Source organism: Microcoleus sp. S1D4, assembly GCF_036700765.1.
Lineage (GTDB): Bacteria > Cyanobacteriota > Cyanobacteriia > Cyanobacteriales > Microcoleaceae > Microcoleus.
In genome coordinates this window covers 1-12561 of record NZ_JAUBPP010000026.1, presented here as the reverse complement: position 1 = coordinate 12561, position 12561 = coordinate 1, and the positions used below count along the sequence as shown (strand labels likewise).

11 protein-coding genes, 1 pseudogene and 1 riboswitch are annotated in these 12561 nt (G+C 48.8%); of the genes and pseudogenes, 7 read left to right on the top strand and 5 right to left on the bottom strand.

The annotated features are described in order from the left end of the window. Positions 1-30 precede the first annotated feature (30 nt). Positions 31-468, top strand: coding sequence for a hypothetical protein (locus tag QT998_RS22555; RefSeq protein WP_333117207.1), 438 nt, complete (start codon positions 31-33; stop codon positions 466-468). A 47-nt stretch (positions 469-515) separates the two neighbouring features. Here the strand turns inward: QT998_RS22555 and trmD are convergent, their stop codons facing one another. Both trmD and QT998_RS22545 read right to left on the bottom strand, forming a co-directional pair. Further along, complete coding sequence (trmD, locus tag QT998_RS22550; RefSeq protein WP_333092992.1) at positions 516-1211, bottom strand: tRNA (guanosine(37)-N1)-methyltransferase TrmD; 696 nt, start codon at positions 1209-1211, stop codon at positions 516-518. A 170-nt stretch (positions 1212-1381) separates the two neighbouring features. Then, entirely contained in the window at positions 1382-1567 is a 186-nt protein-coding gene (locus tag QT998_RS22545) for a hypothetical protein (protein ID WP_333092993.1), read from the bottom strand. Here QT998_RS22545 and QT998_RS22540 point away from each other — a divergent pair. Both QT998_RS22540 and cphA read left to right on the top strand, forming a co-directional pair. Next, entirely contained in the window at positions 1566-2459 is an 894-nt protein-coding gene (locus tag QT998_RS22540; RefSeq protein WP_333092994.1) for a cyanophycinase, read from the top strand. The genes QT998_RS22545 and QT998_RS22540 overlap by 2 nt on opposite strands. Positions 2460-2979: 520 nt before the next feature. Next, a complete protein-coding gene (gene cphA / locus QT998_RS22535) occupies positions 2980-5703 on the top strand; it encodes a cyanophycin synthetase (protein WP_333117205.1) in 2724 nt (907 codons plus the stop codon). A gap of 97 nt (positions 5704-5800) precedes the next feature. Here cphA and QT998_RS22530 read toward each other — a convergent pair whose 3' ends face one another. From QT998_RS22530 to cbiE, 3 genes are all read right to left on the bottom strand, one after another. Further along, positions 5801-6484 carry a hypothetical protein gene (locus QT998_RS22530; protein ID WP_333117204.1) on the bottom strand — a complete coding sequence of 228 codons (684 nt, stop codon included), beginning with the start codon at positions 6482-6484 and terminating at the stop codon, positions 5801-5803. Beyond that, complete coding sequence (locus tag QT998_RS22525) at positions 6481-6930, bottom strand: RusA family crossover junction endodeoxyribonuclease (protein WP_228049982.1); 450 nt, start codon at positions 6928-6930, stop codon at positions 6481-6483. The genes QT998_RS22530 and QT998_RS22525 overlap by 4 nt, the downstream gene beginning before the upstream one ends. Positions 6931-7033: 103 nt before the next feature. Then, entirely contained in the window at positions 7034-8242 is a 1209-nt protein-coding gene (cbiE, locus tag QT998_RS22520; protein ID WP_333117203.1) for a precorrin-6y C5,15-methyltransferase (decarboxylating) subunit CbiE, read from the bottom strand. 410 nt (positions 8243-8652) lie between these two features. Further along, positions 8653-8732, top strand: a riboswitch (adenosylcobalamin-variant (AdoCbl-variant) riboswitch). Between cbiE and cobG the strand changes: the two genes are divergently transcribed. The 4 genes and pseudogenes from cobG to QT998_RS22500 form a co-directional block, all read left to right on the top strand. Continuing rightward, on the top strand, positions 8719-10218 hold the full coding sequence (gene cobG / locus QT998_RS22515; RefSeq protein ID WP_333218155.1) for a precorrin-3B synthase: 1500 nt from the start codon (positions 8719-8721) through the stop codon (positions 10216-10218). It overlaps the preceding riboswitch by 14 nt. A 215-nt stretch (positions 10219-10433) precedes the next feature. Next, the gene (locus tag QT998_RS22510) at positions 10434-11063 is read left to right on the top strand and encodes a precorrin-8X methylmutase (protein WP_333117264.1); all 630 of its coding nucleotides are present in this window, start codon (positions 10434-10436) and stop codon (positions 11061-11063) included. Then, positions 11060-11770, top strand: coding sequence for a precorrin-2 C(20)-methyltransferase (locus QT998_RS22505; RefSeq protein WP_333117201.1), 711 nt, complete (start codon positions 11060-11062; stop codon positions 11768-11770). The genes QT998_RS22510 and QT998_RS22505 overlap by 4 nt, the downstream gene beginning before the upstream one ends. A 228-nt stretch (positions 11771-11998) precedes the next feature. Beyond that, a pseudogene (locus tag QT998_RS22500) lies at positions 11999-12561 on the top strand (photosystem II q(b) protein); the annotation flags it as partial.

Genomic DNA, 12561 nt, shown 5'->3' with positions numbered 1-12561 from the left:
TCATATTTCCGGAGAGATTGCTGAAAAATAATGGTCTTGATTTACGGACTTTGCGGTAATTGTAGCAAAGACATACAGATGTCGGTTGGTCAGTCTGTGTTCGACAAAAAACTTGTCTGGCATCTATCTTATAGCTGTCCTTATTGCTCTGAGGCAATCGAGTTAGATAATACTGATGCTATGCCTAACGAAATGAGAGAAGAGATTTTAGCAAAAGAAAGGACTTGGAACTTGATTGTATTGGAAAAAGAACAACGTGCAACAGTTGTAATAAAAATTCTGCGTGAGGCTATGTCGTTGTCCTTAGCTGAAGCTATGAAGCTAAAAAAGAAGATGCCTGGTTCTGTTTTTATCGGAACTCAATCTGAGGCCGATCAACTAAAACAGCTTTTAGCTGCTGAAGCTTTGAAAGCTGAGATCGGCAGAAGTGTTACAACAATCGGCGTTGTCGATCGAATTGGGCTATGAGTTGGCCCGATAAATCATATGAGATAACTTCTTCTTTCTCCCTTCTCCTATTCTCCCCTTTCCTCCAACCACCGATCGTACAAATCCAGCCGGCGCGATCGAGTTCTTTCAATTTGCTGTTCCCTGCGCCAGCGAGCAATTTCCGCGTGATTACCCGACAACAACACGTCAGGAACCTTCAATCCCCGAAAATCCGCCGGTCGAGTGTACTGCGGATAATCCAAAAGTCCGTCTTCAAAACTCTCAAACTTTAGGGAATCTTCCTTCGCCACAGTTCCCCGCAGCAATCGCAAAACTCCATTTATCAAAGCTAAAGCCGGAATTTCGCCCCCCGTGAGCACAAAATCCCCCAAAGATACCTCGCGAGTTACCAAATGCAGGACTCGATCGTCCACACCTTCATAATGACCGCAAATCAACACCAACTGATCGCGATCGGTGGCGAACTCCCGAAACATCGGCTGCTGCATCGGTTCGCCCTGCGGAGTCAGTAAAATCACCTCGCGCCTCGGTAACACAGGTAGCGACTCCACCGCCGCAAAAATCGGTTCCGGCTTCATCAGCATCCCGACTCCGCCCCCGTAAGGCTCATCATCGACTCGCTGGTGTTTGTCTGTGGTAAAATCGCGGGGATTGACAAAATTCACCTCAGCAATCTTTTTAGCTAAGGCTTTGCCCATCAGTCCCGACTCTAGGGGAGCGATAAAAAATTCTGGAAATAGAGTTACAACGTCAAATCGCAAAATAATTGGAATTTATTGATACATCTCCTCTAGTTTGACCCTTAGAGGGATATCCGTTTTCAGTAATTGCATTATTATTTATAATTTCTTATAATTTGTGAGAATTTTTGCAAGTTAAATCCTCTTCCTTTGTCTGGTGTCCGGTTTTGTTGTACAAAAATAATCAGTTCTCAGGACAGCGGATCGAGTAAACTCGCCCCCAAACTGCCCGATCGCGCGTGAGGCGATTCTGGCTTGGGATAGTTACGGCGCCCGCACATCACTGCTACAAAAAAATATTTACTCTTAAAAAGCCCAATTCTACCCACAACCACAGCAAAATTGAATTTCACATCCACCAGAGGAAGACACACCATGCAGCAGTTGACATCTCCAGCCCTCGAACAAAATCTTCCCCAGCGCATCAAAACCTCGATTATGGTCATCGGAGGAGCCGAAGACAAAGTTCACGGGCGAGAGATTCTGAATACCTTTTTTTGCCGTGCTGGGGGTACAAACGCTCGGCTGGCGATCGTTCCTTGCGCTTCGCGAGACCCCGAAGGAACGAGCAACCGCTACCGCACTATATTTGACGAAATGGGCGTTAGTGCTGTCAAAGTAGTGGACATCCGCGAACGCCAACAAGCCGAAAATCCCGTCTGGAAAGATTATTTAGAAGACTGTACGGGCGTATTCATCACAGGTGGCGACCAACTGCGGCTCTGCGGGCTACTGGCGGACACCCCGCTGATGGAGAAAATTCGCAAAGAAGCTCAAGAAGGCAAGATTACCCTCGCCGGCACCAGCGCGGGTGCTGCGGTGATGGGATATCACATGATTGCAGGTGGGGGAAGCGGCGCGTCGCCGAATCGTTCCTTAGTAGATATGGCAAACGGACTTAACATTATTCCAGAGATTATCGTCGATCAGCATTTTCACAACCGAAACCGCATGGCTCGCTTGCTGTCGGCTGTGGCTTGCTATCCCGATCGCCTCGCTATTGGTATTGACGAAGACACCTGCGCCTTATTTGAGGGAGACGATACTCTGAAAGTTCTCGGTAAAGGCACTGTGACTATTGTTGATTCTCGGGAAAACTTTTATACCAATGAGTCTCTAGTAGGAGCGACAGAACCCTTAAGTCTGTTCAATATGCGCTTGCACGTGCTGTGTCACGGCGATTGCTACAATATGCCCCTAGGTAAACCAATGGCATCGGCAGCTTGTTCGGAGTCTGGCTGGCCTTCGGAATGTCGCACAGCTAACTAACTAATGCAGAATATTAGAGTCATTGATTCGGCAGAAATTAGGTGGCATTCCGGTCAAATAATGGATGCAGCAATACAATAGATTAGCCGTGAAGCCAGGGGCTGACCCCAGAAGGTAGAATCAACAAAATAATTCTACCTTCTGCGTTCTAGTTTCTACCGAACCTTGACTTTTGCTTGTTTTGAGCCGATCGCTCTGCCATGAATTTTCAACGCTGACGGGCCCAAAAACGGATATCGCGCCCGCGACGCTATGAGTGTGGAGAACCCCAGATTTGAGAATTTTGTTGGATCTCCCAGACGATCGATCTGTCTGTAGAATAAACCTAAAATCTCAAATCTAAAACTTGTACGCTCGCGAAGCCGAAATATCTAAAATCTAAGATTGATGTTCCCGCTAATCACTAGAAATTCAGTGCCAAACTGTTCGCTGCGAACAGTCGATCGTCCAATCAAGCTCCAAATTGAATAAATGCTGCAATTACCTATAAGATTTCGCGCCCCATACCCCTATAACTGCGATGAAAATACTTAAAATCCAGACCTTACGCGGCCCCAACTACTGGAGCATCCGACGCCACAAACTCGTACTCATGCGTCTGGATTTAGAGGAGTTGGCAGATAAAACCACATCTGAAATTCCAGGCTTCTACGAAGGCTTGACCGCAGCACTTCCGAGTTTGGACGACCATCACTGTTCTCCCGGCCATCGGGGAGGCTTCCTGGAACGGGTGCGAGAAGGCACAATGATGGGACACGTAATCGAACACGTAGCCCTAGAACTTCAGGAAATGGCAGGAATGCCCGCCGGATTCGGTCGCACCCGCGAGACTGCCACACCAGGGATTTACCAAGTAGTAATCGAGTATCAAAACGAACAAGCAGGTCGCTATGCAGCCAGGGCGGGGGTGCGGATGTGCCAGAGCATTGCCGATACAGGCTCTTATTCTGCGGCGGAATTAGCGCAAGATTTGAAAGACCTCAGAGAGTTTGCTTTGTCTGCAGCCCTCGGGCCGAGTACCGAAACCCTGATCAAGGAAGCAGAAGCGCGCGGGATTCCCTGGCTGCCCTTGGGCGCCCGGTTTATGATTCAACTAGGCTACGGAGTTCATCAAAAGCGGATTCAGGCAACTCTGACCAACCGCACGGGAGTTTTGGGGGTAGAACTAGCCTGCGACAAGGAAGGTACCAAAAATATTCTGGGCGCTGCCGGCGTGCCGGTGCCGAGAGGGACAGTGATTCATTATTTGGACGAACTGCAGGGGGCGATCGAAGATGTGGGCGGTTTTCCGATCGTCCTCAAACCTCTAGACGGCAACCACGGCCGCGGGATCACAATCGACATCAACTCCTGGGAAGTAGCAGAAGAAGCCTACGACTTAGCCAGCGCCGCCTCAAAAACAAAAAGCATCATTGTCGAGCGCTACTACACCGGCCGCGACCACAGAGTGTTAGTAGTCAACGGACAAGTCGTAGCAGTCGCAGAACGAGTCCCCGCTAACGTTGTGGGTAACGGCAGGGATACAGTAGAACAGCTCGTTGCAGAAGTAAACCGTGACCCGCAGCGGGGAGACGGACACGACAACGTACTCACCCGGATCACGATCGACAAATTGACCCTCGATTTGCTGCAAAAACAAGGCTACGCGATGGACTCGGTAGTGCCGGCCGGCGAAAGAGTATTTTTGCGCGCCACAGCAAATTTGAGTACCGGTGGCATTGCAGTCGATCGCACCGACGAAATTCACCCAGAAAACGTCTGGCTGTTTTCCAGAGTGGCCAAAATCATCGGTTTGGACATCGCCGGCATTGACGTAGTAACAGACGATATTTCTGTGCCCCTGCGGGATACGAACGGCGTGATCGTCGAAGTCAACGCAGCACCGGGTTTCAGAATGCACGTCGCCCCGAGTCAGGGTTTGCCCCGCAACGTTGCCGGCGCAGTCTTCGATATGCTTTTCCCCTCGCCTCAACACAGCCGGGTGCCGATTTTAGCCGTGACTGGAACCAACGGCAAAACTACAACAACTCGCCTGCTGGCCCACATTCTCAAGCAGACTGGTCAAATTACCGGCTACACGACTACCGACGGCACTTACATCGGCGATTATTTGGTTGAAAGTGGAGATAATACCGGGCCGCAAAGCGCTCACTTGATTTTGTCCGATCCGACGGTGGAAGTGGCGGTGCTGGAAACGGCTAGAGGTGGAATTTTGCGATCGGGCTTGGGCTTCAATCAGTGCGATGTCGGCGTAGTTTTGAACGTCGCAGCCGATCATTTGGGAATTGGCGACATCGACACCGTGGAACAACTCGCCAAACTCAAGAGTGTCCTCGTCGAGTCGGTAATGCCCAAAGGCTATGCAGTTTTAAATGCAGACGATCCGCTAGTAGCACAAATGGCACCGCGTGTCAAGGCTCAAATTGCATATTTTTCGATGAACCCGGAAAACGAACTGGTTGCCAAACATACCGCTGCGGGCGGGCTGGCGGCGATTTACGAAAATGGCTACTTGTCGATTTTGAAAGGCGATTGGACGCTGAGAATCGAGCAGGCTGTGAACGTGCCACTGACGATGGGCGGGCGCGCGCCGTTTATGATTGCTAATGCTTTAGCAGCTTGTTTGGCGGCTTTTGCCCAAGGCTTGAAAATAGAAGATATTCGGGCAGCTTTGTCAAGCTTTCAGGCATCGGTAGGTCAAACTCCCGGACGGATGAACTTGTTTAATTTGGGCAGCTATCACGCTTTGCTGGACTACGCCCACAACCCCCACAGCTACCAAGCTTTGGGCAGTTTCGTGCAGAATTGGCCGGGAATGCGGATCGGGGTAGTTGGTGCGCCGGGGGACAGGCGAGATGAAGATTTTGTCACCTTGGGCAAACTTTCGGCCGAAATGTTCGATCGCATTATTGTCAAAGAAGATATTGACAGGCGCGGGCGAGAACCGGGTGTGGTGGCCAAGTTAATTTGCCAAGGGATTGCAGACGGGATTTCTGCCCGCACGGGCGATCGGTCTAAAGTTCAATACGAGTTGATTCTCGACGAAACAACGGCGGTTAACAAAGCCCTAGACGAAGCGCCCGCTGGCAGTTTAGTGGTGATTTTACCCGAAGGTGTTACGAAAGCTTTGGGTTTAATTGAAGCCCGGAAACCGATTCAGGAATCTGTGGTAAATGCTGCTATGGTCGATCGCATTTCTGAATCGCAGAATAGTTTAAAACCGACAGTGGTAAATCAAGGTTAAATTCTGAAGTCTCATTGAATTAATAGGTTGGGTTTAATTGCGTTAAACCCAACCTATTTGTTTGAAAAATTACGTAATTTTTGTGCTTTTTAAAATTTTAGCCTGCTCCATCGCCAGTATGCAAACCTTTCAATAGTTGCTCTGTAACCTCAATCAGTTCACACACAGATTTTTTCGTAAGTTGTGTCGTTTTAAACCCATGAGCAATAGAGTTACGCAAAGAACGCGCATTCATTAATAACTGATATTCAGATTTAGAAATCACGCCCTCCACCGTCAGTTGTTTCACTAAATAAAGCGGATCTAATCTTTGCAAACTTAGCTCTTCTTTCTGGGCAACAATCCTCAAAGTTGCCTCAACTAAAGACCAAGAATATAGCATGGCTGACTCTAAATGTTGTGTGACAAGTTGCTTAGCAACTTGTAAACCTAACTCTATTTCATGCTCTTGAAAAGAATCCTCAGCTTTGGGAAGCTCGACTGCATCCTCCGAGTTAGTCATCACTAACTCAAACCTCCAACCAGGATTTTCTGCTACTGCTTGGGCTAAATTGCGTAGATATGTGCTAGAGGGTGAGTTGAGTGAAGCGCGTGACTTGACTGCAATAACCACTGACTCTTCCCCCCGACGCACTATCAGATCCGGGCGATAGCTTTTAAGGAAGTCCGGTAAATCTTCAGAGTTTGGATGAAATGAAATTTCATAACCTTTCTCACGATACTCCTCTGCTAGTTTTAACAGTCGCTCTCTTTCTATGTTTGCAGTTGAAGTTGCCATCATGTCAGTACCTCTTGATCAGGAGCATCAATTACGACAATGTGCAAGAATTCATTGCCACGGGCAAATCCTTCCGCTAGGATTAAGGTCATATTTTCTACTTTAAAGTTACCTGATAAATTCCTCTTGCGGGCTAGGACATCAGTTACTTGATCGTCATCGACATAGGCTAGCCCGATAATTGCATCTTGAATTGGCTTTACTATGTTGTCCACATCAATTTTAACAGAATCGTAGAAATAAGTTATCTGGAGCATAACGAGCCCGGTAGCTATTTTTTGCTCTGAAGACCAGTATTTTTCAGCCTCTTGCCTCACCGTCATTTTCCAAGCTTTAAGACGATCTCGTCTGCGAGCTTGTTGTGATACGGGTGGCCCATCTACTATGAACTCAAATGTCACCAAAGTATTTCTAAATAGAAGATCGGGGATTATTTGATCTGACTGCAAGTGTCCTGACTCTGGCCTCGGACGGAGCGGGGTACCGTGACATAGAATTTTATCGCAATTGCGGGATAATATTCTTGATATTGAATCTCGTTTTTATTACCTTTCAACCCTTAACTACCGCCCACTGAGTCACCGGTGCAAGCGGTTTCCAACCCTGAAAAGAACCGATCGCCCCCACTCGCTGAATCCCAATTCTAATTAATTCCCCGCCGTGCAAAGAATGCCACTGCAAAACTTTCAATTCGCTTTCAATCGTTACCGCATTCACAACTAATCGGCCACCTTCACCTAAAGCATTCCAACAATTTTCTAGCAAAGCCTCTGCGGTGACACCGCCACCGATGAAAATTGCATCCGGTTGCGGCAAATTTGCCAAAGCAGCGGGCGCTTCTCCGTCAACGATTTTGAGTTCGGGAACACCCAAATTAGAGGCATTTTCGGCGATGTATTGCAGTCGAGTCGGATGGCGTTCGATCGCGATCGCCCGACAACTCCGATGACTCCGCATCCACTCAATCGCGATCGAGCCGCAGCCCGCCCCCACATCCCAAAGCAACTCCCCCGGAATCGGCGCTAACGCAGACAGAGTAACGGCTCGAACCTCCCGTTTAGTCAACTGTCCGTCGTGGCGATACGCAGCATCCGGTAAACCCGCAGTTCGAGGGAGGATAAGAGTTTGTCGATCGGCTGCAACTGCGATCGCGATCGCATTCAAATCCGCCAAATCCGCCCCATTCCAAGCCGCTGCAACCCCCTCGATCCGCCGTTCCGCCTCCGACCCCATCCGCTCGAACACAGTCATCAAACTGCTGCCAAACCCCCGCTCAGTCAACAAACCGGCGACCTTTCCCGGCGTGTGCCGATCGGCACTCAACACCAGCAAGCGCGCGCCGGGAGACAAAGCAAGGGCGATCGAGGCGATGGGGCGATTTGTTAAACTAAAAGTCTCAACATCCGCCAGCGCCCAACCCAAACGCGCGCAAGCAAGACTAAAAGCCGATGCTGCGGGAATCACAATCATTTCTGAAATCGGAATTTGGCGCGACAGCGTGACACCAATCCCGTGACACATCGGATCGCCACTTGCGAGCACGCAAACAGACTCTGGGCGACGGCTGATGATGCTGTCAACTGTTGTTTGTAGGGGTGAAGCCCAAACTAATTTTTCGCGGGTGTCGTCGGTTGGTAGCATTGCGAGGTGGCGCGCGCCCCCGACAACGATTTTAGATCGATCGAATAACGATCGGGCTATCGAGCTCAATCCCGAAAGTCCATCTTCGCCAATTCCCACCACCGAAAGCCATTTGTGCATTGCGCCAAGGTAATTACGATTTATCAATTTTCAACAATAATATGAGATTAAATTTACAGTATTTATTGGATATTTTTTTGATAAAGAGGTCAACTGCAGATGTCAGGCCGATCGACAGGGATGCACGCAGATGAAAATTTAAAAAAATCTATTGTGGCTGTGCTAGGGAACTGCACTTGCACTGTTTTTCGGATTGATTAATTGGGGCCAGCGAGTCATTATTTTAACTCACTCTTGGGTGCATTTTCACTAGATAAATTGTTTTTTTTTGGGAATCAGCCGTCTGCAACCTTTATATTTTTGTAAAAAAGCCGATTTCTCGCTATTCCTCTGAAAACTATACAAAATTAGCGGGCATTTGTTAAGAAAATTGAGAATTTAAGCGGCGGGCGATCGACTTGTGATACATTTCTTAAACCTGAAAGCGGGAAAGTCCGGTGCAATTCCGGCGCTGTGCCGCAACTGTGAAAGTCAGAATGCCGGTTTCAGGAAGTTTACCTTACATTCCCTGCGTCGCACGGGGAGGAGATAGTTTGTTAGTTTTGACTGATTTACCAACTTGTCCCGGCCTATTTTACGGTTCCCGCGCCCGCGACGGAGTTTTATCGAGGATGCGAATTCCGGGGGGAATTTTAAGCGTACAGCAATGTAGATCGATCGCCAATTTAGTCGATCGCTACAGTACCGGCTGTTTGCAAATCACAAATCGGGCAAATTTGCAAATCCGAGAATTGCACTCAGAAATTCCCCCAGAAGTTTGGCAAGATTTGCAGGAATTGGGATTAGCATCTCGCCGCGTTGAAGTTGACCCGATTCGCAATATGATGGCAAGCCCGACAGCAGGAATCGACCGACAGCAGTTACTCGATACTCGCCCCCTAGTCAAAGCTTGGGACGATTACCTGCAAACACATCCCGAATTAGCAGAACTTTCGGCTAAATTCAGCATTGGTTTTGATGGCGGAGAATTAGTTTCAATCCGCAATTTACGGAACGATATTTTATTAGTAGCAGAAAGGAATTCGACCAATTTTGAAATAGTTTTTCGCCTATATTTCAACAGCAACACAGGAATTATTATCGAACAATCGCAAACTATTTCAGTATTAGCAGCCCTCGCTAATATCTATCTGGAATACACCAAAAATCGACCGCGAATTGATGGCAAAAAACCGCGATTGCGGCACTTGCTAGCCGATTGGGGCGTTGAAAATTATCTCGAAAAAGTAGAGACAAAATTGCCGTTTCCCTTGGGGCGAAGCGCGATCGAACTTTCAGAAAAGGCGATCGAACCCAACGCCAATCTCGGCATCCACCGTCAGCAACAGTCGGATTTCTCCTACATCGGCATTGCCCTGCCTCTAGGCAAGCTAGAATCAAAGCAACTGCGGAATTTGGCAAACTTAGCCCAAAATCTCGCCAACGGCACTCTGAGGCTTACACCGTGGCAAAATCTGCTGATTTCCGACATCCCCAACTCCCAAGTTTCTGAGGTCAAACAGCAAATCGCCGATTTAGGATTGCACTCATCCGCAACTAATCTAGATTCCTGCTTAGTTGCTTGCGCCGGTAGCAGCGGCTGCGCGTCAGCGGCGACAGATACTCAAAGTCACGCCCTAACAATGGCAAGGGATGTAGCGCAAAAACTGACCATCGACCGATCGATCAATATCCATTTCAGCGGCTGCGAAAAATCCTGCGCCCAACACCAGCCAATGGACATCACCCTCATCGGAATTCAGATGCAGCAGGGAAACCAGACGATCGCAGGTTACAACATTTATGTAGGTAAAAAAGACCAGCCCTTTGGACGGCAAATCTTCCCCGCCGTGACTGTAGCCGAAATGCCCCGCGCGATCGAAAAAATGCTGCGCGCCTACCACCAACTTCGAGAACCGGGCGAGTCATTCGGCGAATTTTGCGATCGATGGGCGATCGACAAATTGCAGAAATTACTGAGATCAGAAAATCATTAAAACCGAAAAATTGTAATCATTTCCCCTTCTCTTTCTTCCTTTGCGCCCTTCGCGCCTTCGCGGTTCATTTAAAAAACCTATTTTACCAATCAAACAAACTACCCATAATAACAATTTCAAATAAAGTTAAGTACAGTCTTTTAATTCCCAATGCCCAATTCCCAATGCCCAATTCCCAATTCCCAATTCCCAATTCCCAATTCCCAATTATTTTAATGATTGACTACATCCGAGACGGAACAGAAATCTACACAAAATCCTTCGCCACAATCCGCGCCGAAGCAGACTTGTCAAGCCTACCAGCAGACTTAGAAACAGTCGCCGTGCGACTAATTCACAGTTGCGGAATGACAGATATTGTTACAGACTTAGCAGCTTCCCCCGGTGCCGCCACCTGCGGGCGTCAAGCCCTCGCAGCAGGCGCGCCGATTTTGTGCGACGCCCGAATGATAGCCGAAGGCATCACCCGCAAGCGACTTCCCGCTAACAATCAGGTGATTTGCACCCTCTGGCATCCCGATGTCCCGGAGTTGGCGCGCCAAATCGGCAATACTCGATCGGCTGCGGCACTGGATTTGTGGCTAGATAACTTAGATGGTGCGGTGGTGGCCATTGGCAATGCCCCGACTGCTTTGTTCCGACTGCTGGAAATGCTGGATGCTGGAGCCCCCAAACCTGCCTTGATTCTCGGTTTCCCGGTAGGATTTGTGGGGGCGGCGGAATCTAAAGCCGAACTCGCAGCCAACAGTCGGGGAGTGCCATTTATCGCGCTGCAGGGGCGGCGCGGTGGCAGTGCAATGGCAACGGCGGCCGTGAATGCTTTAGCTAAAGAGGACGAATTATGACTGAGACTGCTGGTAAATTGTACGGATTGGGCATCGGCCCTGGCGATCCGGAATTGATTACTTTGAAAGCTTATCGGATTTTGCAGTCGGTGCCGGTCATTGCATATCCGGCGATGGAAAATGGTAAGGTGCTGGCGCGGGCGATCGTCGCAGATTATTTGCGTCCAGAGCAAATTGAGATTCCGATGCCGTTGCCTTTTAGTCCGACGCGATCGTCGCAACCTTATTATGATGTTGCTGCCGAGAAAATTGCCGCCCACCTCACCGAGGGCCGGGATGTGGCGGTTTTGTGCGAGGGTGAGCCTTTTCTCTACGGCTCGTTTATGTATTTGTTCAACCGTTTGTCGGGAAAGTTTACTACCGAAGTTGTGCCGGGAATTTCTTCGACTATGGCGAGTGCGAGTGCCCTGGGAGTACCGTTAACTTATCGTAACGATGTGTTAAGTATTATGCCTGCGACGCTGGATGCGGAGATTTTGCGCGATCGGCTGGCGCTGGTTGATGCTGCTGTGATTATTAAGCTGGGGAGGCACTTTGCGAAAGTCCGGGAGGTGCTGATTGAGTTGGGACAGTTCGATCGCGCACTATATATAGAACGGGCAACTATGCCAAATCAGCGAATTAAGGCGATCGCCGATGTCGATCCGGCTGAGGTTCCCTACTGGGCGCTGGTGATGATACCCAGCCAACAAAAGTCTGTATCTTAATATTTCCATGCCTGAAGGCGACAAGCTTCCAGGCTTTTCCTGTTTTTTTGTGGATTCTTGCCCATTTACCCCATTTTCTTCAAATCAATAAGTTAAAATTATAAATTTCATAAGTTTAACTGTCGTTACAGACCTTTACAAAGCTGAGAATATGCTTTATATTTATATACATGGCGGAACACAAAGCCGTCACGAACATTGAAAACCAAATAACGCAATCATAAACACATGACAGCCACCTTACAGCAGCGCGAAAGCGCCAACCTGTGGGACCAGTTTTGTAACTGGGTAACATCGACCGACAACCGCCTCTATGTAGGTTGGTTCGGCGTCTTGATGATTCCTACCTTGCTAACTGCCACAATCTGCTACATCACTGCCTTCATCGCAGCCCCTCCCGTAGACATTGACGGCATCCGCGAACCAGTAGCAGGTTCCTTGATGTTCGGTAACAACATCATCACAGGTGCAGTTGTTCCTTCGTCTAACGCGATCGGTCTTCACTTCTACCCAATCTGGGAAGCAGCTTCTCTTGATGAGTGGTTGTACAACGGCGGCCCCTACCAATTGGTAGTATTTCACTTCCTCATCGGCATTTTCTGCTACATGGGTCGTGAATGGGAACTGTCCTACCGCTTAGGTATGCGTCCTTGGATATGCGTAGCTTACTCTGCACCAGTTGCAGCAGCCACCGCAGTATTCTTGATCTACCCAATCGGACAAGGCTCCTTCTCAGACGGTATGCCCTTGGGTATCTCCGGTACATTCAACTTCATGCTAGTGTTCCAAGC